Consider the following 21,580-nt stretch of genomic DNA (forward strand, 5'->3'; position numbering starts at 1 on the left):
CCCGCTTCTCCCGATGGGCCGAATACCTGATTCTCAGGTGGAGATCTCAGCGGTTATGCTCACCCCTCCTTATTCGGCGACACACTTTGGATACGTCGCCGATTACTGAGACAGGTGCCCTGTGAATCGAAGAACTGACCAGCTCGATACCGCTGGGAAAGCGACACGCTTGTTACGCAGAACAGCGCTGAGTTTGCTGCCTCTGGCCCTCGCGGTCGGCCTGCTGGGCTCGCCACCGGCCTCGGCTGCCGGGGCTACGGGGGATCGCGCCCAGGTCACGGCCCAGGCGAATGTCACCACCGCCGAGCGTGGCCTGGTCGTGGACTACTGGAAAGAGGGCGGCCCCGGCGTCAAAGCGGCCGCCGAGGCGGCACTGACCGGCAACGACTCCGACGTGCAGACGTTCCTGGCGGCCGTGGACAGCCTGGCCTTCCAGGATGAACGGGTGAGCGCCGCTCAGCTTGCCTCCGTCGGCGGCCCGGAGCTTCTGACTGCCGCTCGCACAGCACTGGCGGGAACCCCAGAGGCTCTACACGACTTCCTGGACGACGGCTGGGAAGACCCGATGGAACAGGACAACCGGCTCCGGGTGGCGCAAGTCGTCGACGCTGGCGGGCCCAACGTCCAGGACGCCGGACGGGCCGCGCTGAACGGCACATCCGACGACCTCCGGAAGTTCCTCACCGAGGGCCAGTACGTCCAGCGCGAGCAGGACGAGCGGGTGCAGCTCGTCCAAATCGTCAGCGTGGGTGGCCCCAATGTGCGCGCGGCCGGCCGCATCGCGCTGAACGGCAACGCGGCGGACATCCGGGAGTTCTTGGAGACCGGCCAGTTCGTCGCCCGCGCGAAGGACCAGGAACACGCAACCGTCGCCGAGCTCGCCGAGCAGGCCAAGGAAGCCGGACGGCAGGCCGCCAAGGAGACCAAGGCCGCCGAGACCGAGTCCGCCAAGGCGGTGAAGGCCTCGCAGCTCGCCAAGGAGGCGGCGCTGGAGGCCGAGGCGGAGGCAAAGGCAGCCAAGAACGACACCGACAAGGCCGCCCGGGCCGCCAAGCGGGCTGCCACCGCGGCTTCCCAGGCCGCCGCCTCGGCCCAACGGGCAATCGACGCGGCGAGCGCCGCCAACAACTCGGCGCGCGTAGCCGCCAACGCGGCTTCCCAGGCTGCCGCGGCCGCAGCAGGCGCCTCCCAGGCCGCCTCCCGTGCCCGCGGTGCCGCCGCCGACGCCGCGGTGGATGCCAAGAACGCGAACGCCGCGCGAACCGCGGCCGAGGAGGCGCAAAAGGCTGCAAAGGGTGCCAACCTGGCGGCCGACGCCGCCGACCAGGCGTCGAAGGCAGCCGACGCGGCGGGCGATGCAGCCCACTCGGCAGCGAGTGCCGGCGTCAATGCCAACGCCGCCGCCAACGCCGCAGTCGAGGCTGGCAACTACGCTGGTCAGTCGAGCGCGGCGGCCGCCGAGGCACGCGCTGCCGCCGAGGCCACCAAACGCCACGCCGCCGAGGCCAACCGCGCCGCGGCCTCAGCCGAAGCACTTGCCCGCAAGGCCGCGACGGCTGCCCGCGAAGCCAGGGACGCCGCGAGGTCGGCGGCCACGCATGCGAAGAACGCCGGCGACGCGGCCCTGGACGCCGCTGAGCACGCCGGGGAGGCTGGCCAGGCCGCGACCAAGTCGACGGAACACGCCAATGCGGCCACTGCGGCAGCGAACGTGGCCACCACCGCCGTAACCACAGCACAGGACATCTACACGCTCGCCCGTGAAGTCGAGAGCGCGGAACTGGTCAGCCGTACGAACCAGGCCATCGAGCTGGCCAGGGACGACAAGGCATCGGATGCCGCCCGCACCGCCACGCTGGCAGAGCAGGAGAAAGGCACCAAGGACCAGGACACCGAACGTGACCGGTTGGTGGCCGAAGCCGCGAAGCCCGCCGCCGACCTCACGGCCGTCGCCGACCAAGGCCGCGACCTGGCCGTCCGGGTGATGAAGAACGGCACGGCGTGGGGCCGTGCCGCAGCCGAGTCGGCACTCGGCGGACCTGATGAAGTCGTCGTCGATTACCTGCGCAACGGCTGGACGACCGCAAAGCAGCAGGACGAGCGCTCCTACGTCGAGCGGCTCGCCGAGGAGAGCGACAGCAAGGCCGTGCGCGACGCGGCCGAGTCCGCCCTCGACGGTGACGCAGCCACCATCACCGCGTTCGTCGACAATGGGCAGTACCAGGCAGCCTCCGAAGGCATGCGCATCGCCATAGCGCGGGTTCTCTCCGACGCCGGACCCGTCCTCACCGAAGCCGGCCGAACTGCCCTCGCCACGGGCAACCCGAAGAAATTCAGCGAGTTCCTGGTCAGGACGCAGCACAGCGCACGGACCCAGGACGAGCGGGTCAGGGCCGCTCAGGTGGTCGACAGCGGCAGCCCCGAGGTGAAGGCGGCTGCTCGGATCGCCCTGGAAGGTTCGCCTCAGGCTCTGCACGCCTTCATCGTCTCCGGCCAGTACAAGGCCCAGCGAAAGGACCATCTGGCCGCCACCCACGTGGCCCAGGTCCGGAAGCTGATCTCGGACGCGGCGAAGATCGCGGCTACCGCCCAGCAGAACGCCGCGACAGCCCAGAAGGTGGCCGCCACCGCTCGCAAGGCTGCCGCCGAGGCCAAGGAGTGGGCGAAGAAGGCCGACGAGTCCGCGACAAAGGCGCAGAACTACGCCAAGCAGGCTGACCAGTACGCCAAGGACGCCGAGGCGTCCGCGGCGGAGGCAGCGACATCCGCAAGGACGGCACGCGAGGCCGCGAACCGCGCGGACGCCTCCGCGTCACGTGCAGCAAAGTCCGCAGCCGATGCCACTCTCTCCTCGGAGGCGGCCCAGGCCTCCGCGTCCAACGCTGCTTACTACGCCGACGAAGCACGGAAGTCGGCGGTAGCGGCCGGCAAGGACGCCGAAGCCGCGCTCAAAGCAGCCACCGAGACGTTCGCGATCGCAGTCACCAAGTACCGGGAGGAGGAAGAGGCGCGGCGCAAGGCCGCCGTCGCGGCCAAGGAGAAGGCCAAGAACGACGGGGCTCCAGACGCCGCGGAGCTGTACCGCTGCCAGCAGGCGCTCGTCCCGTGCGACGCGGTGGGTTTCGCCCGCTGGTGCCAACAGTCCGACATCTACTGCGCACTCCTCCGCCACGGCAAGGAATTCGGCGATGCCATGGAGGGCCTCTGGAAAACGGAGAAGGACTTCCTGGGGCTGGGCGAGTTCGAGAAGTGCCTGCAGCACAAGGACCTCGAGCACTGCAGGGGCGTCGCGGTGGACGCCCTGTTCAGCGGCAAGCTGAAGGCTCTGGACCGGGTGTACGACGAGCTGAAGCTGCTGAAGCGCGGCTGCCGCATCGTGTCCGGCAGGAAAAACCTGACGATCAAGAAGGTGTCAGCGAAGGGATCCGGGAAGGGTTGCCTCGAAGGGGAAGAAGAATACAAGGTCTATGATCCCGAGACCGGAAATCTGATCACCGACATCGACCAATTCGACGACGACGTACTCTGGGAACTGAAAGAAACATTCTACGCCGACGACGACTGGATCCTCAAAAACATCGACGGAAAGTTCAAAAAGTACCTGCTGGCTCGTGCGCAGTTGCCCCAGTGCTGCTACGCGAACGCGCCAATCGGGTTCCGCTACACGCATGCGAACATCGATCCACGGTTCAGGGCGGCGGTGGAGGCCCGGGTCCAGTATTTGAGAGAGAAGTACCCGCACGAGGACATCAGGGTGAGGTGGGATCACTGAGCTACGAATTCGAGACGGCCGACCGGACCAGGACCCTCTGGGATGCGGGCTACCACAGTGGACGCCTGTACCTGTCACTCGCGCACGGCGCTGGTGAGCTACTCGGGCTGCCCACGGGACTGACACCCAACGAGCGCGGAGGCGCCGACGTCGACTTGCAGGTATTTCGTGCTTTCACCCAGGGCATGTACGACGCCTACTGCTCCACAAGCAGCTTCATCATGCACGACCTGATGCGAGGCCTGCTGGTCTCCTCGATCGTGATGCTGGAGAAGGGGGGAGGCTCGATCGCCCGCGTTCCCGAGCGCGAAGCGGGTCTTCTGAACGAGCACGACACCTACGCGCGCGGCATGTGGTCGGAGGACTGACCGGAGGGGCCGTGCAAGAAGGCCGCCTCACCGGAACCTTCCGGCGGGGCGGCCGTCCCCCTCATCCGGCCAGGCTCAGTCGAACCACCGGTCCCGCGCCAACTCCCCCGTCCGCGACGGGTCCTCCAGCAACGCCGCCACCTCGAACCGTCGGGGCCACTGCCCCGCAGCCCAGGCGAGCCCGGCTGCCACGCCCTCCACGGTCGCCGCGTGCAGGGTGCCGTCCGTCGTCAGGCGCCAGTCCAACTCGACCCCGTTGACGAAGAGTTCCTCGTGTTCGACGTAGGTCGAGGGGGTGCGCGCGCCCAGCAGGACCCGTACCGGCTCCGGGACGTCGTGCTCGGTGCCCTCGGAGTCGACCTCGCCCGTGACGGACTCGCTCAGGCGTCGCACCTGCAGGAGTTCCGCCAACTCGGCGGCCCGCGCCGGGCGTACGGGCAGGAGTGGAACGCCGCCTGTGAAGGGCAGCAGGTCGGGTGAGTCGACGACCACGGCGTCGGCGGCGTCCACGACCTGGACCCGTCCGTCGACCACGGCACGCAACTCGTCCGGGAGGGTCACCTGCTCGGGGTCCAGGTCGGCCAGGGCGCTGTAGAGGGCGTGCAGTTGGGCGCCGGTGACCTCGCGGTCCGGGTCGGCGAGGCGGTGCAGCAGTTCGGCGGCACCGCCGGGCTCGTCGAGCAGGGCGGAGACCGACGTGCGAACGCCCAGCGCCCGCAGTACCTGTTCGTCGTCAAAGCCCGTCGCGTCGGCCTCGTCGTAGAGGCCGCGCAGGAGGGGGTCGCCGCCGGCGGCCAGGAGGCCGGCGGGGCGGCGCCCGTCAAGGACGGGGTTTCCGCGCAACCACCAAGCCGTGTACGGCCGTACGACCTCGTGCGTGCCGTCGGGGAGCAGGATCCGCACGGGTTGGACGAGAGCGTCACGCAGCGGGGGTTGCGACAGCAGAGCCAGGGCCCGGGGCCATTTGTCCTCGTCCACCAGGTCCAGGTCCCGTACGGCGACCAGCTCCGTGGCGACCGGCGGTACGGGCGTGTCCGGGAACCGGTCGAGGATGTCCTCGCACCACACGTCCACGGCGTCCAGCAGGCCGGGGTCGTCGGGTTGGGCGAAGTCCCCTTCGCGGGGCTCCAGTTCGTCGGGGTCCAGGACGACGTCGGTGGCGCGGACGAGGGCGAAGGTGGCGAGCACCCCGCAGGCGGCCAGCGGCTGGTGACCCCACTTGTCGGCCAACTCAGCCTCCACGGTCGCGAGTTCGTCCTCACGCATGACCTGGTGGAAGGGGCTGCCGGGCAGTACGAGCTCGCCCGCGGGAGCCAGTTCACCGTCCTCGTCGGGCAGCGCGAGGGCGCCGAGCCAGGGTTCGTCGCCGGGCTCCAGACCCGCGTCCCGTACCAGCGCGAGGACCGTGTCGGCCAGCTCCTCGGCGCCGGGCGCGTCCTGCTCCCAGTCCAGCCCGCCCTCGTCGTCGAGGGAAGCGGCGACGGCGGCCCGCACCTGCGGGGTGGTGAGCACCGCGCGCGGGGTCGCGGGCAGGGCGCCGAGCTTCTCCAGGAGGGGGTGGGCGGCGTCCGGGTGGGCGACCTTGAGGCCGAGACGGGCGAGGATCTCCGGGTCGACGGGGGCGCCGTCGGAGGTGGGCAGCAGGACCTGCCGGGGCCCGATCGTCGTCCGCCCGTCGGCGAGCGGCACGGGCAGCCCGGACAGCCGGTCCGGGTCGACCCCGGCGAGGCTGTCGTAGAGCCGCCGCCACCAGTCCGGGTCCTTCTCCAGCCCGGCCAGCCGATCCACGGCGTCCGTCAGCGGGACCCGGGCGACACCCAAGGTCCGCAGCTCGACGCGTCGTTCGAGCCCGGCGGGGAGGATGGTGGGCAGCACCTCGGCGAGGACGCGCACGGTGTCGGCGCCCGCGCCCTCCACCACCTCGGCGTCGCGGGGCCTCAGTGCCTCGGGCAGGGCGTCGTCGTCGGAGTCCTGTTCCGAGGGCTCCGCGGCGGGCGGCAGGAAGGCGGTACGCGGGAGCCGCTCCAGGATCGCCTGCCGCAGGGTCCCGTCCAGTTCGCCCTTGCCCAGCGGGCCGGGCACGAGGTCGATGATGCCGGCGGTCACCGGCCGCCAGCCGGCGAGGAGTTCGGCGTACGCGTCCGCCGCGCGCTGCACCAGGAAGTCGGTCAGCGGGCCGGGGGCCGCGTGCCGCCGGGTGGTGTCCAGCGGGAAGGACGCGATGAGCAGGGCGGGCACACCGAGGGGCTCGTCGCTGGGGGTGGGAGCGTGCACGACGGGGCTGGTGCGGGGGCGGCCCGGGGTGCCGTCGTCGTCGACGGGCACGGCCCAGGTGACCGACCAGTGCGGCCGCAGTCGCTCCTCCACGGGGCGGTCGGCGAGCAGGTCAGGGGTGAGCGGGCCGTGCGCGGCGGCCGTGTGCCACCGGGTCGTACCGTCCCGCGAGTCCGCTACGACGGTGAAGGCGCCGTCGGTGTGGCGGCTCAGGGTGCGCGGGGCGTGGTCGCCGCTCTCGATCACGACCTCCGCCAGCCCCGGCAGGGCCAGCAGCAGGGCGTCGTCCACGCTGTTCAGCAGGCGTTCGGCGAGGTCGGCGGCGGCCGGGTCGCGCAGCGGCAGGATGACGGCGGTGTCGTACGGGTCAGGGGCGGTGCCCTCGGCGGCGAACGGGAGCCGCAGCAGGGGCACGTGTCCGTCCCGCCGGCGGACCTCGTCCCCCAGTCCCGGGCTGTGCCGGGCGACGTCGGCGGCCCGCTCCCGGGCCTCGGCGAGGGACCAGCGGACACCGCCGTGCCGGCCGACGACCGCGGGCTCGTCGGTGACGGACAGAACGGCGGCGAAGCCCACGCCGAACCGGCCGATGGTGTTCTCGTCGGTGCCGCGTTTGGCGGAGGCACGGAGCGTGGCCAGGGACTCGACACCGGCCGCGTCCAAGGCGGCGCCGGTGTTGGCGGCGACCAGGACACCGTCGCGGAGGGTGAGCCGGAGCCGGCCCGGGACACCCGCCCGGGCCGCGGCGTCGGCGGCGTTCTGCGCGAGCTCCACGACGAGCCGGTCCCGGTAGCCACCGAGGGCGAGATCCTCCTCGGCGTTGGCGTCCTCACGGAACCGGGCGGGGCTGGTGGCCCAGGCGTCGAGTACTCCGCGCCGAAGACGGGCGGTCCCGAACGGATCGGCACCCTCGGCTGCGGGCCGCACGAACTTGCTCACGGTCACACTCTCCTCATCGGCGTGATGATGAAGGTACCGCCCGCCGACCGAGGAGAAGGAAGCGGACCAGCCGGTGTCAGCCCCCGCAGGCGTACGCCACGAAGCCCGACCAGGCCTGTGGCGCGAGAGCGAGCCGGGGGCCGTCGGTGTGCTTGGAGTCGCGGACGTGGATGGTGTGGGGGGTGGCGGCGATCTCGACGCAGGAGTCACCGTCCGGGCCGTCGCTGTAGCTGCTCTTGAACCACGTCAGTTCGGGGGCGTCACCGGCGGTGGGCTCGTGGATCATGTCTCTCCCAGCAGTTGCTCAATGAGAGCCAGCGACTCCCCTGGTGGAAGAGCCTGGGCCCGGATGGTGCCATAGCGCAGCTCAAGGACGCGGAGCTGCCTCGGATCGGACGTCGGACGGCCGTTGAACGCGCCATCGGAACGCGCCACCGCTGTCCCGTCCTCGAACTTCAGCACTTCAATCCTGCCGCTCATGCCCGGGTGGGGCGCACTGTCCATCGGCATCACCTGAAGCGTGGCGCTGTTGAACCGCCCCACCTCCAGCAGGCGTTCGAACTGCTGTCGCCGCACCATTGTGCCTCCAACCTTGCGACGCAGCGTGGCTTCTTCCAGGACGCACCCGAGGGCGGGTGCGGGCGACCGCTCGAAGACGGAGCGGCGAGCCATGCGGGCGGCTACCAGACGTTCCAAGTCCTCCGGTGAATAGGCAGGCTGCCAGCACTCCAACAGCGCCCGCGCGTGCTCGGGCGTCTGCAACAGTCCGGGGATGCTGCTGCACACGTACACCCCGATCTCCACCGCCCGTGCCTCCATCTGCGCAAGGTCCCGCACCTTCTTCGGATACCGAACCCTCTGCACGTCCTCCTTCATCGCCGCGAGCAGCCCACCCGCGTTCAACACCTCGTCCGCCCTGTCCAGATACTCGGGCCGGGGGATCCGTTTCCCGCACTCGATCTTGTAAACCATGTCCTCGCCGTACCCGACGGCCTCCCCGAAGTCGGCGGCCCGCATCTCCACCGCCTCTCGCCGCAGCCGCAACTGCCGCCCCACGGTGGCCACGACCGCCACACCCCAGTCGTCGTCCGGATCCACCTCCCACCCGGCTCGTCCGCCTCGCTCCTGAGCCGTTCCGTCTCGGCGTCCACCGACATCCCGCACCCCTCCGTCGTACGACCGTGCAGCGACGCCCTACGTACGTACGGACCGTCCCGACAGCCCGGACACGACCGGACAAGCTCCGGACAGTCACCCTACGTACTCGCGTCGTCACTGTTCACGGTAGGCACGCTCGCCACGCTGAGTGACGTGAATCAAGAAACCGCCGCCCCCGGGGCCCGATTCGTCACCCCTATCCGCAACTTCAGCGTGCTGCTGTCACCCACACCACGCGGCGCTCGCCTCGCCCCTCTCCTCGCCACTGAGCAACTCCGTGCCTGGGAACTCCCCTTGGACCCGGCGGTGCACATCGTGGCCGAGCTGGCCGCCAACGCGGCGACCCACGGCCGCGTCCCGGGTCGCGACTTCAGGCTCACGCTCTACGTCGTCGCCGACGTCCTACGAATCGAGGTCAGCGACACGTACGGCGACCGCCTCCCGCACGTCCAACGCCCCGCGCCCGACGCGGAGTCGGGCCGAGGGCTCGTGCTCGTCGACGCCCTTGCCGACCGCTGGGGCGTCGCCCCCGGGCCGCGCCCACGCAAGACGGTGTGGGCCGAAATCACCCTCCCACCGTGCTCCAGGAATCCGTCCTCCGGTGCGAGGGGCGGCCTTTTGAAAGGACCACCACGGTGAAAAAAACCGACCAAACCCCGCCCCTCCCGCCCGCCGCCGTGCCGACTCACTCGCCCGGGTGAACATCGCCAACTCGACTGGATTCGGGACGGGTTGCCTGCCTTACGCTCGGCGCAACGCAGCACCACAACCACAGACATGCGACGGCCCCCGCCGGGACGGCAATCCCAGTGCGAGGGCCTGACCACCGAGGAAGTAGGAGCTTCCCGATGGATACGCAAAACCCTAGCGCGCCCTCGCGCGCCCAGTCCCGTATCGCGGGCAAAAAACACCACTCCGGTGTGGTTCACGACAACACCCGTCACACCACACGCTTCACGGTGATCGGCAACCACCTCGCCCAACACCCGGAACTGTCGGGCCTCGCCATCGGACTGGCCGTGTACATCCAGTCCCTGCCCACCGGCGCCCGCGCCGACATCAAGACCCTCACCGCCCGCTTCCCCGAAGGCGCAATCCGGATCGCCGCCGCCCTGCGCGAACTGGAAACCCACGGCTACCTGCGCCGCGAACGCCACCGCGTCCCCGACGGCCGCATCGTCACCCGCACGGTCTCCTGCAACCAGCCCGGACGGCACCGCGAGGACGAGCCTCACTGTCCCGCACCCGCTCCCGCGCCCATCCAGAAGAAGCGCACCTCCAGCAAGCCCCTCCCCGCCGTACCGCGCCCCGCCTTCCCCGCCGCCGCCCTCCTCCAGGCAGCCACCGACCTCCTCGCCGGCCTCCACCGCGACGACCCCGGCCTCCTCCTCTCCACCTGCGACACCGCCCACCTCGCCCCCGGCGTCGCCGCCTGGCTGGAGCGTGACGTCACTCCCACCGCCGTACGCCACGCCCTGACCACGGACCTGCCCCCCGAGGGCCTGCGCCGCCCAGCCGCCCTCCTGGCCCACCGTCTCAGCGCTCAGCTGCCGCCCCCGCCGCCGTTCCGAGCCCCCACGCCCCCGCCTGCCGTCCGGCACCCCCTCCAGACCTGCGACGGCTGCGACCGGGCCTTCCGCTCCCCCGCCCCCGGCCGCTGCCGTGACTGCCGGGTTCTCTCGCCCTCACACCTCTGACCGCTCTCCCAGAACAAGGAACCGCATGGTCAACTCGCCGCACGAGGCGATGCACCGCATCTTCCAGGAGTACCCGGGGCTGTTCACCGGGGTTTCCCGGGCCCTCGGGCTCACCTTCGCCCCGCCCACCGCGGTCACGGTCCTGCCGACCGACCTCACCGAGGCCCGGCCTGTTGAACGCCGCGTGGATACGCTGCTGCGTTTCGACTGCGACGGCGCGGACTCGTTCTTGCTGGCCGTCGAGTCCCAGGGAAAGAAAGATCCCGACAAGCCCGCCAGCTGGGCCTACTACCTCTCCTACCTGCACACCAAGTACAAGATCCCGCCCCTGCTGCTGGTCGTGTGCCAGGACCGGGCCACGGCCGAGTGGGCCGTCCGGCCCGTGCCCATCGGGCCCGCCCAGTGGCCCGCGCTCGTCCTCCGGCCGCTCGTGGCGGGCCCGCACAACCTGCCCGTGATCACCGATCCGGACGAGGCCCGTGCCGATTTGGCGCTGACCGCACTGTCCGCCATCGCCCACGCGAAAGAACCGGCCGTCGATGGAATACTCAAAGCGCTGACCGCCGCGCTACGAGACGCACCCCAAGCCGTAGCCGACCCCATCGTCGAATTCACCGCTCAAGGCATCGGCAACAATCGCCGGGCCGCAGAACTCTGGAGGAATCTGGTGGCCGTGGACCTCTCCTTCTACAAGTCCTGGCTCTCCGAGGAAATCCGGGACGAAGGCCGCGCCCAAGGCCGCGCCGAGGACATCCTGCGGATCCTGGACCGCCGTGGCCTGGACGTCTCGGACGCCGACCGCGAGCGCATCACGTCCTGCGGCGATCTGGACACGCTGGGACGATGGCTCGACCGAGCCATCACCACACCGTCCACAGAAGAGATCTTCGACGAGATCTCCACGGACGAGCAGCCGTAGGCGGGGGCCCGGGGCGGCGCCGCCGCCCGGCCACACCCGGAATACGGAGTCCGCAGACCCCCTACGAATGCCCCAACTCCGCCGCGTCCTCGTCGAAGGCCCCCGGCACGGACCCCGAGTCCGCGGCCGGACGCAGCGGGAACGGGTCCACCGTCGTCTCGTCGATCACCGGCGGAGCCGGCCGGGGCGGCGTCGGCATGACCGCTGCCTCCGAGTGGCCGCCGCAGCCGTAGGCCAGGGACACCAGGCGGCCGTCGGCCGGGGAGAACTCGTTCGCGCAGACTCCGAAGGCCTGCCCCAGGGACCCTCCGACCGGCACGAGGAACCCGCAGCTCACGCAGGGCGCGGGCGCCGCCTGAGCCATCGGGGTCTTCGCGCCGTGCGCCTCCTCCCAGCGGTCGGCCGCGATGTGCAGGCCGTACCGGGACAGCACCCGGGCCCGCCGCATGCCGAGCTCCTCGGCGACCGCGGCGATGGAACCGCGCGCGGGGACGGCCGGAAGACCGGCCGGTGCGCCCGCGGTGACCTCGGCGTCCTCCGCCTCGGCCAGCTCGGTCAGCTCCTCCGAGACGGGCGCGTTGGGCAGCGGCTCGTCGTCGCCGGAGTAGCCGGGCTCCAGACGCAGGTCCTCGGCGTCCGTCGGGAGCAGGTCGCCCGGACCCATGTCGCCCGGCCGCAGGCGCTCGCTCCACGGCACCCACTCCGGCGCCAGGAGGGCGTCCGGCCCCGGCAGCAGGACCACCTCGTCCAGCGTGACGATCTTCGCTCGGGAGGCGCGGGCGACCGTGACGGCCCAACGCCAGCCCCGGTACCCGAGTTCCTTGCACTCGAAGAAGTGCGTGACCACGCGGTCACCCTCGGACACCAGACCCGAGTGCTCGCCGACCACGCCGGGCGCGGCGGCCTCCTCGGCGGCGGCGCGGGCGAGGTCGACGGCCTCGGCGCACAGGCGGTCGGGGGTGCGGCTTCGCGTGGTCGCTGCGCTCACAGGTATCGCTTCTCTCCTACGCCGTCTCTCGGGTGCGTCTGCCTGTCGGCGACGGGGCGGACGGAGCGGACCCGGGGACCGCGTCAACGTCCACGCCCGCTCACGCTCGGGCGCACCTGTACCACCCATTCTGCGGGATGGCTGAGATACGCACGCTACCTGTTCGTCGCCGGTTGGCCTACACCGACGGGACTGTTCACCGTCAGAAGTGCGCGTCCATACGCGCGGTAACTGCACTACGTGGGGCTTTCTCGGGGCACTATGACGGGGTGGCAGCCGCGAAGACGCCCCAAGGTGCCACCGGGATCGGTGGGTCCAAAGGGATCAGGGGGATCAGTCGAGGCAACGGATCGGGCCGTGTGGGCGGCTCTCTCCGCGCGATCGGCCGTGCCCTGCACCTTCCGGTGACCGGCCCCGCCCGCGGCATCCGCAAGGTGACCCACGCGCACGGGGCCGGCGAGTCCGGGCTCGGCAAGCTGATCGAACTTCACGGTGTGAACGGCGCCGGGGATGTGATGATCACCGTCGCGCTCGCCTCCACCGTGTTCTTCTCCGTCCCCACCGACGAGGCGCGGGGCCGTGTCGCGCTGTACCTCGCGATCACCATGGCGCCGTTCACGATCCTCGCCCCGGTGATCGGTCCGCTCCTCGACCGTCTCCCGCACGGCCGCCGCGCGGCGATGGCGGGCGCGATGCTCGCCCGGGCGCTGCTCGCACTCGTCCTGTCCGGCGCGGTGATCACCGGCAGCATCGAGATGTATCCGGCGGCGCTCTGCGTGCTGGTCGCGTCGAAGGCGTACGGCGTGGTGCGAAGTGCCGTGGTGCCCCGACTGCTGCCACCCAAGTTCTCCCTGGTGAAGGCGAACTCCCGGGTCACTCTGGGCGGTCTCCTGGCGACCGGGATCGCCGCGCCGATCGCGGCGGGGCTCCAGGCGATCGGGCCGCGCTGGCCGCTCTACGGCGCCTTCGTCATCTTCGTCGCGGGGACGTTCCTGTCCTTCTCCCTGCCGTCGAAGGTGGACTCCGCCAAGGGCGAGGACGTGGCGCTGCTCGCCGCGGACGAGGCTCATCTGCACGGGCCGCACCTGAAGCCGGTCAAGCGGCCCGGGCTGCGCACGGTCGGTATCGCGGTCACCCACGCCCTCGGCGCGAACGCCGCCCTGCGCTGCCTCTCCGGCTTCCTGATCTTCTTCCTGGCCTTCCTGCTGCGGGAGCATCCGCTGACCGGTGAGAGCGCCGCGGTGTCGCTCGGCGTGGTCGGGGTCGCGGCGGGGACCGGCAACGCGCTCGGTACGGCGGTCGGGGCGTGGCTGCAGTCGAAGGCGCCGGAGATCATCATCGTGACGGTGGTGGCGTTCGTGCTCGGGGTGGCGATCACGGCGGCCATCTTCTTCGGGGCGTTCCTGGTGGCGTGCCTGGCGGCGGCCGCCGGGTTCGCGCAGGCCCTCGCCAAGCTGTCGCTGGACGCCCTGATCCAGCGGGACGTGCCCGAGCAGGTGCGTACGTCGGCGTTCGCGCGCTCCGAGACGCTGCTCCAGATGTCCTGGGTGTTCGGCGGCGCGGTCGGGATCGTGATGCCCCTCAACGGCTCGCTGGGTCTCTTCGTGGGCGCCGGTTTCGTCGCCGTCGGCTGGCTGACCACGGTCCGTGGGCTGCTGAGTTCGGCCCGCCACGGAGGACCGGCCAGGTCGAGGGTGGCGTAACGCACGGCACGTCGCACCCCCGCGTAGGGGCGTGGGGGGACCTGCCCGATAACCTTCGGCCATGACCACGATGCAATCCGCTGTGCGACGCCGCCGCGCCGTCGCCGCCGCCGGCGCCGTATCCGCCGGACTGCTCGTCCTGTCGGCCTGTGACAAGCCGACACCGCGCACCACCGTCACGGTCGGCGGGAACTCGGTGAGCGCCGAGGCCAAGTGCTACGACGACGGCAAGAACCTCGGCCGCGAAAAGGCCACCAAGTGCGCGCTGAAGAAGGCGTCGGACGCGATCGAGGTGCCGCAGGGCGAGACCCTGCGCATCGGCGTCGACCCGGAGATCGCGGACACCGGCTGGGCCCTGTGGATCAACGGCCAGCAGGTCACCAGCGTGTACAAGAAGACGTACTACGCCTTCCAGGGCGTCGACCTCTTCGCCGACCAGCAGGGACAGGCCGCGCCGAAGACGCTGTACATCAGCGTCGTCCAGCAGAACAAGGCCGCCGACAGCTCCGAGTTCGAGGGTGTGTGGAACTTCAAGCTGGAGAACGGGGACGCCTGACCGGCGCCCGCGTCACGTCATGCGTGTCCTCGTAGCCACCGCCGTCCCGGCCGAACGGGACGCGGTGGCACACGCGTTCCCGGGGACCGCTCGGGAGGTGCGGCTGCCCGGAGCGGTCCCGCTCCGGCTGCCCGGCGGGTACGACCTCCTCGCCGCCGGTGTCGGCCCCGCCCTGGCCGCCGCCTCCACCGCCGCCGCGCTCACCGCGGCCGCCCTCGAAGGCGCCCCCTACGACCTGGTCGTCTCCGCCGGGATCGCCGGCGGCTTCGCACCGCGGGCCCCTGTCGGCTCGCTCGTCGTCGCCGACGAGATCACCGCGGCCGATCTGGGCGCCGAGACGGCCGAGGGATTCCTGCCGGTGACCGAGCTGGGCTTCGGGACCGTCACCCACCGTCCGCCGAAACCACTCGTACGGGAGGCCGCGTCGGCGACCGGAGCGCGTTCCGGCACCGTCCTGACCGTGTCGACCGTGACCGGAACCGCCGCCCGGGCAGCCGCGCTGCGGACCCGCCACCCCCGTGCCCTGGCCGAGGCCATGGAGGGCTTCGGTGTCGCCGAGGCCGCCGCCGCCCACGGGGTGCCGGTGCTGGAGCTGCGCGCGGTCTCCAACCCGGTCGGCCCGCGCGACCGCGCCGCCTGGCGTATCGGCGACGCGCTCACGGCCCTCACGGCGGGCTTCGGGAAGCTCGCGCCCGTACTGGAGAGTTGGAACCCACATGAGCCCCCTCACTGAGCCCCTGAAGATCGCCTACTCCCCCTGCCCCAACGACACCTTCGTCTTCGACGCGCTCGCCCACGGCCGGGTGCCCGGGGCGCCCGCGTTCGACGTGACCTTCGCGGACATCGACATCACCAACGGCATGGCCGAGCGCGGTGAGTTCGACGCGCTGAAGGTGTCGTACGCCGTGCTGCCGTACGTCCTCGACGAGTACGCCCTGCTGCCCTGCGGGGGCGCGCTGGGCCGGGGCTGCGGCCCGCTGGTGCTGACCCGGGAGGCGGGCGTCGACCTCACCGGCCGCACGGTCGCGGTGCCCAGCGAGAGGTCGACGGCGTATCTGCTGTTCCGGCTCTGGGCCGCCGACACCATCCGCGGCGGGGTCGGCGAGATCGTGGTCATGCCGTTCCACGAGATCATGCCCGCCGTGCGGGACGGGAAGGTCGACGCGGGACTCGTCATCCACGAGGCACGCTTCACGTACCAGAACTACGGGCTGCACAGGCTCGCGGACATGGGCGAGCACTGGGAGGCGACGACCGGGCTGCCGATCCCGCTGGGCGCGATCATCGCGAAGCGGTCACTGGGGGCGGAAAAGCTGACGCTGCTGGCCGATTCCATTCGCACGTCCGTCCGCGCGGCCTGGGACGACCCCGAGGTTTCCCGCCCGTATGTGATGGAGCACGCGCAGGAAATGGATCCGGCGGTCGCCGACCAGCACATCGGGCTGTACGTCAACGAGTTCACCGCCGACCTCGGTGAGGACGGCTATGCGGCGATCCGGGGGCTGCTCACACGTGCGGCGGCCGAGGGACTGGTACCGCCCCTCGGCCCGAACGCGCTCGATTTTCCGTAAGTCGCGGTCTCACCCGTCCAGTCGCGGTCTCACACGTCCAACTGGTCGGCGACCGCGCGCAGCAGGCCCGCGATCTTCGCGCCGGAGACCTTGTCGGGGTAACGGCCCTTCTCCAGCATCGGGGTGATGTTCTCGAGAAGGGTCGTCAGATCCTGGACGATGGACGCGAGTTCGTCCGGCTTCCTCCGCGTCGCGGCCGCGACGGAAGGCGTCGGGTCGAGAATCACGACCGAAAGCGCCTGGTCACCGCGCTGCCCGGCGACCACTCCGAACTCCACCCGTTGGCCGGGCTTGAGCATCTCGACTCCGGCGGGGAGGACCGAGGAATGGACGAAGACGTCACCGCCGTCGTCGCGGGAGAGAAAGCCGAAGCCCTTCTCGCTGTTGAACCACTTGACCTTGCCGGTAGGCACGTCTGTCCTCGTCCTCGTACTCGTCGGAAAACTGCTTCTGAAAGGGCTCTTGATAGCACTTGGGCGGGTCGTCGGGACCCGCCGGTACCAAGGCTAATGGTCTTCAGGCCGGTGACAAGACGTCACCGGGTTGTTCCTTCGCGCAGGGAACTACCCTGGTCCGGTGCGCGACAAAACCCAAACGAATTCCGCCGAGCCCGGTGACCGACTGATCCGCGCCGGTGCGCTCGTTTTCTTCATCGGTGCGGTGGCCACTCTGGTCACCGTGGCCCCGTTCCTCCTCGGTACGACGCCTTTTCCGACGTACATGTTCGGCCTGAGCATGCTCATGGGCGTCGGCTTCGTACTCGCCGGTGCGGGAGTGCTCCGGTCGATCGCGGCAGGACGCCGTCAGGCGCGGGTCGGACGGTAGGCGGAGAGCCAGGCCGGGAACTCGGTGAGGTCGGCGAGGACCACGTCGGCTCCGGCCTCGGTCAGTTCCGCGGTGTCGCACGGGCCCGTGGTGACGGCGACCGAGACGGCGTCGGCGGCCCGGGCGCCCCGGACGTCCCCGACGTGGTCGCCGACGTAGACACCGGCCCCGTGCTCGCGCAGCGCCTCCGCCTTCTGCTCGGCCCACAGATCGCCGACGACCGCGTCCGGTTCGATGCCCAGGTACTCCAGGTGCAGTTTGGCGTTGGGCTCGTGCTTGGCGGTGACGACGACCGCCCGCCCGCCGGCCGTGCGCACCGCCGCGATCGCCTCGCGGGCGCCGGGCAGCGCGGGCGTCGGTTCTATGGCGATCGCCGGGTACATCGAGCGGTAGAGGTCACTCATGGCCGCCACCTCGTCCGCCGGGAACCAGTGGATCAGCTCCTCGGCGAGCGGCGGCCCCAGCCTGGTGACCGCCAGGTCGGCGTCGATGTACGTCCCGGTGCGCTCGGCCAGCGCCAGGTAACAGGCGCGGATGCCGGGCCGGGAGTCGATGAGGGTCATGTCGAGGTCGAAGCCGACGGTCGGGGCGGAGAAGGCGGAAGAGGCTGAGGCGGAGGATGCGGGTTCGGTCGTCGAGGCCATACGGGCCATTGTGCCCAGGGCCGGTGACGGTCGGGCGTCCGCCCGGGGTGACCTGCGGCAGGCCTGCCCGGGGGCCGATGCCGATGGCTCACCGCCGTCCCAGGTCCACCGCTGGCCCACCCACTGCCGCACCCGCTGCCGCAGGCCTACCGCAGGCCTACCGCCGTCGCTGTGACCGCCACACCAGAAACAGCGCCGACGCGACGGCCGCGCCCCGGACCACCCACGGCCAGGTCTCGGAGATCGCGTCGTTCATGTGGCCCTCGGCGATCGGGGCACCCCAGCGGCCCTCGGTGCGGCCCCACAGCCAGACCAGCCCGGCCGTGACGGACAGGCTGGGCAGGATGATGACCGCCAACTTCGTCTCGGCGTCGCTCAGCCGCCGGGAGGCGTACGCGATGGCCCATCCCAGCACGAGGGCGATCCAGTTGCCGAGGAAGGCACCGGCGACGAGGAGTCCGGCGGCGAGCAGCAGGAAGGGGTTGGTCCAGCCGCCCGCGCCGACGGTCAGGAGCCGACGCCGGGTGGAAAGAGGGGCGTCCACGACGGCTTCCTCGGCCTTCGCGAGCGGCGCGGCTTTCCCGGCCTTCGCCTTGGGCCGCCACCAGGCCTTCCCGAACTTCCCCTGCTTCCCGGGCTTCCCCGTCGTCGTCCCACCGGCCCCGGCGGCCTTCTCCACGGCCGGGTCGGGCCGCCCCGCGGCCTCCTTCTCCGCCCCGGGGACCTCCTTCGGCGGTGGGGGCCGGAGCAGTTCCGGGATCTCCACCCCTCCGACGAACCCCGGCACGCTGTCCCCGACTCCGAAGGGGCTGCTGTCCACCCGCCACCAGTCGGGCTGAGTCCCGCTGTCGCCGAGCTCGTCCACACCCGCGAGGTGCGGCGAGAAGGGCGCGTTGTCGGCCGGCGCGGACTCCGCCGGGGTCTGGGCGGGGCGCGGGCGCGGCACGATCCGCCGCAGCCTCTTCGACCGGCCGGTGTCTCCGCTGCCCTCGCTGTCCCCGCTGTCCTCTCTCTCCACGGCTCGCTGTACGGGAACGGCGGCGGCCGTGGTCCGCGAGGCGCCCCCGGTGGCGTCGGCGCTGCCGCCCGCCGCGTCGACGACCTCGTCGGGGCTGCCGAGCCGGGAGATGATGCGGCGGACGGCGGCGGGGCTGTCGACGGGGGCCTTGGCGCGTCGCCGGTCGATCTCGTTGCGCAGTTCCGAGACCAGACGCATGCGCGTGGACGACGGCAGCTGACGCTGCTGTGCCACGTCGCCGACGCGGCTCAGATACTCGTAGACGACCTTGTCGCTCTCGATACCCACGAAGTTCCTCCGGGGGGCAGCGCATTGAGACCCCGTTGGATGACCGTACCGCGTCCGCGCGGCTGCCCGGAGCCGGTGCGGGGGTCGCCGGACGCTGCCCTCGCGGACCCCCGCTTCGGCCCGCGCGGCCTCGTCCTCGAACGCCGGACGGACGGGGGCACCCGCTACCGTGGGTTCGATGAGCACCCCGGCCACCTCGCCCCGTTCCCTCGCAGAGGCACTCCGCGTGCGGGACGACGCCTCCCTGGCCGCCCTGCTGTGGGCCCGTCCCGATCTCATCACCCCCGTTCCGACCGACCTCACCCAGCTCGCGACCCGCGCAGGCACCCGCGCGTCGGTCGTCCGGGCCCTGGAGCGGCTGGACCGGTTCGCGTTGCAGACGGCGGAGGCGCTGGCGGTGGCGGCGGACCCGGCGTCGTACGCGGAACTGCTGGGTCTGATGGCCGGCGACCAGGAGGACGGGGCGGTCGCCGCCGCGCTGCCCCGGGCCCTCGGCGCCCTGCGCGAACAGGCCCTGGTGTGGGGCGGCGACGACCGGCTGCGGCTGGTCCGCACGGCCCGTGAGCTGCTCGCGCCCTCGCCGCAGCACCCCTCGCCGACCGGCCTGGGACCGACCGTGCAGGAGGCGACGGCGGGCATGTCGCCGGGCCGCATCCAGGAGATCGTGACGGCGGCCGGGCTTCCCTCCACCCACGACTCGGTGTCCGCGGTCACCGCGCTCACCCGGCTGTTCACCCACCGCAAACGGATGGCGAAGCTGCTCGCGGGCGCCCCCGAGGAAGCCACGGAGGTGCTGTCCCGTCTCGTCTGGGGTCCGCCGTACGGGCAGGTCACCGCCGACCCGGCGACCCACCTGCGGTGGCTCCTCGACCGGGGGCTGCTGCTGCCGACCGCGCCCGGGACGGTCGTACTCCCCCGGGAAGTCGCCCTGCACCTGCGCGGCGGGCGCGCGCACCGCGCCGCCGAACCGCTGCCGCCCACGGTCGAGGTCGCCGCCACGCACCGTCCACAGGTTGTGGACACGACCGCGGCCGGGCAGGCGTACACCGCGCTGGCGACCGTCGAGGAGCTGCTGAAGGACTGGGACGAGGGCGGTCCGGCGGTGCTGCGGGCGGGCGGCCTCAGCGTCCGCGACCTGAAGCGGACCGCCGTCGCCCTGGACCTCCCCGAGCCGGCCGCCGCCTTCTGGGTGGAACTCGCCTACGCGGCCGGACTGATCGCCTCCGACGGCGAGACCACCGAGCGGTACGCGGCGACCCCGGCCTACGACGAGTGGCTGGAGCAGTCCCCGGGCCAACGCTGGACCCGGCTCACGGAGGTGTGGCTCACGGCCACCCGGACATCCGGTCTGGTGGGCGGGCGGGACGCGAAGGAACGTACGTTGTCGGCGCTCGGTCCGGGTCTCGACCGCTCCGCCGCGCCCGAGGTACGGCACCGGGTGCTGGCCCTGCTGGCCGCGCTGCCGGATGGCGCCTCACCGTCCGCCGAGTCGTTGCTCGCCCGGCTGCGCTGGGAGCGCCCGCCGCGCGGCCGGGTGGGGGTCCCCCCGCGCGAGCGAAGCCGAGCGTGGGGGAGCGAGGACGACCTGCGGACCCGGCTCGCCCGGTGGACCCTGTCCGAGGCGGAGCTGCTGGGCGTGACGGGCCGGGGCGCGCTGTCGGCGCACGGGCGGGCCCTGCTGGGCGCGCCCGCACCGGGGGCCGCGGGCACGACGAACGCCTCGACCGCATCCGGTGCGTCGACCCCGTCCGACACGTCGACCGGATCGGACACGCAACCGACCGGTCCCGGCGACAAGCTGCCCGTCCACCATCACCGCACCCCCCTCGAGCCCCTCGCGCCCCTCGAGCCACTCGCCCCTCTCTCGTCCCCCGAGCAGGCCACCGCCTCCGCCACCGCCGCCCGGCTCCTCGCCCCGCTCCTCCCCGAGCCCCTGGACCACGTCCTGCTTCAGGCGGACCTGACGGCGGTGGCGCCCGGTCCGCTCAAGCGCCCGCTGGCGGACATGCTGGACGTCCTCGCGGACGTGGAGTCGAAGGGCGGGGCCACCGTCTACCGGTTCACGCCCGGCTCGGTGCGCCGCGCCCTGGACTCCGGTCTGGCCGCCTCCGACCTTCAGGACTTCCTCACCGCGCACTCGCGCACGCCGGTTCCGCAGCCTCTCGCGTACCTGATCGACGACGTGGCCCGCAAGCACGGCCATCTGCGGGTGGGCGCCGCCTCCGCGTACGTCCGCTGCGACGACGACGCGCTGCTGAACGAGATCATGGCCGACAAGCGCGCCGCGGGCCTGCGGCTGCGCCGCCTCGCCCCGACCGTGCTGGCCACCCAGGCCGACCCGGCCGCCCTCCTCGACGGCCTGCGCGCGATGGGCTTCGCCCCGGCCGCCGAGTCCGCCGAGGGCGACGTACTGATCACCCGCGCCCTCGCCCACCGCACCCCGCCGCGCACGGCGCCGGAGCCGGTCCCGGACGGCCCCCCGGCCCCCGACGCGACCCTCCTCGCCGCCGCGATCCGCGCCATCCGCGCCGGAGACCTCGCCTCCACCACCCCCCGCAAGGCGAACGCGACCCCGGCCGGCTCGGGCGAACTCCCCCGCACCAGCGCCGCCGAGACCCTCGCCACCGTGCAGGCCGCCGTCCTCACCGGCGAGACCCTGTGGATCGGCTATGTCAACGCCGAGGGCTCCGCCACCCAGCGCGTCATCGCCCCGATCCGCGTCGAGGGCGGCTTCGTCACGGCGTACGACCACACCGCGGACGAGGTCAGGACGTATCCGCTGCACCGGGTCACCGGGGTCGCGGAGCTCGCCGACGACTGACCTTGATCGTCGCCGGTTGAGGCACACTGGACGTTTGGCCGT

17 protein-coding genes and 1 pseudogene are annotated in these 21,580 nt (G+C 71.8%); 11 read left to right on the top strand and 7 right to left on the bottom strand.

Features of this window, described 5'->3' with window-relative positions; all coding sequences use genetic code 11:
- The first annotated feature begins 193 nt into the window (after positions 1–193).
- Positions 194–3,772 carry an ALF repeat-containing protein gene (locus tag OHA64_RS21615; protein ID WP_405615480.1) on the top strand — a complete coding sequence of 1,193 codons (3,579 nt, stop codon included), beginning with the start codon at positions 194–196 and terminating at the stop codon, positions 3,770–3,772.
- Positions 3,760–4,140 (top strand): DUF6086 family protein, encoded by a 381-nt coding sequence (locus OHA64_RS21620; protein ID WP_405615482.1) that lies wholly within the window; start codon positions 3,760–3,762, stop codon positions 4,138–4,140. The genes OHA64_RS21615 and OHA64_RS21620 overlap by 13 nt, the downstream gene beginning before the upstream one ends.
- Positions 4,141–4,215: 75 nt before the next feature.
- Here the strand turns inward: OHA64_RS21620 and OHA64_RS21625 are convergent, their stop codons facing one another.
- The 3 genes and pseudogenes from OHA64_RS21625 to OHA64_RS21635 form a co-directional block, all read right to left on the bottom strand.
- Complete coding sequence (locus OHA64_RS21625; RefSeq protein ID WP_405615484.1) at positions 4,216–7,350, bottom strand: sacsin N-terminal ATP-binding-like domain-containing protein; 3,135 nt, start codon at positions 7,348–7,350, stop codon at positions 4,216–4,218.
- A 76-nt stretch (positions 7,351–7,426) separates the two neighbouring features.
- Positions 7,427–7,636 carry a DUF397 domain-containing protein gene (locus OHA64_RS21630; RefSeq protein ID WP_405615487.1) on the bottom strand — a complete coding sequence of 70 codons (210 nt, stop codon included), beginning with the start codon at positions 7,634–7,636 and terminating at the stop codon, positions 7,427–7,429.
- Positions 7,633–8,507 (bottom strand): annotated as a pseudogene (locus OHA64_RS21635) (helix-turn-helix domain-containing protein). The gene OHA64_RS21630 and the pseudogene OHA64_RS21635 overlap by 4 nt, the downstream one beginning before the upstream one ends.
- Positions 8,508–8,661: 154 nt before the next feature.
- On the opposite strand from OHA64_RS21635, the gene OHA64_RS21640 reads away from it, so the two are divergent.
- From OHA64_RS21640 to OHA64_RS21650, 3 genes are all read left to right on the top strand, one after another.
- Positions 8,662–9,147, top strand: coding sequence for an ATP-binding protein (locus OHA64_RS21640; RefSeq protein WP_405615489.1), 486 nt, complete (start codon positions 8,662–8,664; stop codon positions 9,145–9,147).
- Between the two features lie 209 nt (positions 9,148–9,356).
- Complete coding sequence (locus tag OHA64_RS21645; RefSeq protein WP_405615491.1) at positions 9,357–10,205, top strand: helix-turn-helix domain-containing protein; 849 nt, start codon at positions 9,357–9,359, stop codon at positions 10,203–10,205.
- Positions 10,206–10,230: 25 nt separating this feature from the next.
- Entirely contained in the window at positions 10,231–11,124 is an 894-nt protein-coding gene (locus OHA64_RS21650) for a hypothetical protein (protein WP_405615494.1), read from the top strand.
- A gap of 61 nt (positions 11,125–11,185) precedes the next feature.
- Here OHA64_RS21650 and OHA64_RS21655 read toward each other — a convergent pair whose 3' ends face one another.
- The gene (locus tag OHA64_RS21655) at positions 11,186–12,112 is read right to left on the bottom strand and encodes a DUF3027 domain-containing protein (protein WP_405615496.1); all 927 of its coding nucleotides are present in this window, start codon (positions 12,110–12,112) and stop codon (positions 11,186–11,188) included.
- Positions 12,113–12,381: 269 nt separating this feature from the next.
- Between OHA64_RS21655 and OHA64_RS21660 the strand changes: the two genes are divergently transcribed.
- The 4 genes from OHA64_RS21660 to OHA64_RS21675 all read left to right on the top strand — a co-directional run bounded on the left by OHA64_RS21660 (position 12,382) and on the right by OHA64_RS21675 (position 15,942).
- Positions 12,382–13,815 carry an MFS transporter gene (locus OHA64_RS21660; protein ID WP_405615498.1) on the top strand — a complete coding sequence of 478 codons (1,434 nt, stop codon included), beginning with the start codon at positions 12,382–12,384 and terminating at the stop codon, positions 13,813–13,815.
- 61 nt (positions 13,816–13,876) lie between these two features.
- Positions 13,877–14,371: a hypothetical protein gene (locus tag OHA64_RS21665; protein WP_405615500.1), complete on the top strand. Its 495-nt coding sequence runs from the start codon at positions 13,877–13,879 to the stop codon at positions 14,369–14,371.
- Positions 14,372–14,390: 19 nt separating this feature from the next.
- Positions 14,391–15,104, top strand: coding sequence for a futalosine hydrolase (locus tag OHA64_RS21670; RefSeq protein ID WP_405615502.1), 714 nt, complete (start codon positions 14,391–14,393; stop codon positions 15,102–15,104).
- On the top strand, positions 15,088–15,942 hold the full coding sequence (locus OHA64_RS21675) for a 1,4-dihydroxy-6-naphthoate synthase (RefSeq protein WP_405615504.1): 855 nt from the start codon (positions 15,088–15,090) through the stop codon (positions 15,940–15,942). The genes OHA64_RS21670 and OHA64_RS21675 overlap by 17 nt, the downstream gene beginning before the upstream one ends.
- A gap of 29 nt (positions 15,943–15,971) precedes the next feature.
- Here OHA64_RS21675 and OHA64_RS21680 read toward each other — a convergent pair whose 3' ends face one another.
- On the bottom strand, positions 15,972–16,355 hold the full coding sequence (locus OHA64_RS21680; RefSeq protein ID WP_362448126.1) for a cold-shock protein: 384 nt from the start codon (positions 16,353–16,355) through the stop codon (positions 15,972–15,974).
- Between the two features lie 163 nt (positions 16,356–16,518).
- On the opposite strand from OHA64_RS21680, the gene OHA64_RS21685 reads away from it, so the two are divergent.
- Complete coding sequence (locus tag OHA64_RS21685; protein WP_405615506.1) at positions 16,519–16,767, top strand: hypothetical protein; 249 nt, start codon at positions 16,519–16,521, stop codon at positions 16,765–16,767.
- On the opposite strand, the gene OHA64_RS21690 is transcribed toward OHA64_RS21685, so the two are convergent.
- Positions 16,746–17,411, bottom strand: coding sequence for an HAD family hydrolase (locus OHA64_RS21690; RefSeq protein ID WP_405615509.1), 666 nt, complete (start codon positions 17,409–17,411; stop codon positions 16,746–16,748). The genes OHA64_RS21685 and OHA64_RS21690 overlap by 22 nt on opposite strands.
- Before the next feature lie 157 nt (positions 17,412–17,568).
- Complete coding sequence (locus OHA64_RS21695) at positions 17,569–18,717, bottom strand: hypothetical protein (RefSeq protein ID WP_405615512.1); 1,149 nt, start codon at positions 18,715–18,717, stop codon at positions 17,569–17,571.
- Positions 18,718–18,895: 178 nt separating this feature from the next.
- Here OHA64_RS21695 and OHA64_RS21700 point away from each other — a divergent pair, with 178 nt between their 5' ends.
- Positions 18,896–21,538, top strand: coding sequence for a helicase-associated domain-containing protein (locus OHA64_RS21700; RefSeq protein ID WP_405615514.1), 2,643 nt, complete (start codon positions 18,896–18,898; stop codon positions 21,536–21,538).
- Positions 21,539–21,580 lie beyond the last annotated feature (42 nt).

This window comes from Streptomyces sp. NBC_00076, assembly GCF_045041235.1.
Classification (GTDB): Bacteria; Actinomycetota; Actinomycetes; order Streptomycetales; family Streptomycetaceae; genus Streptomyces.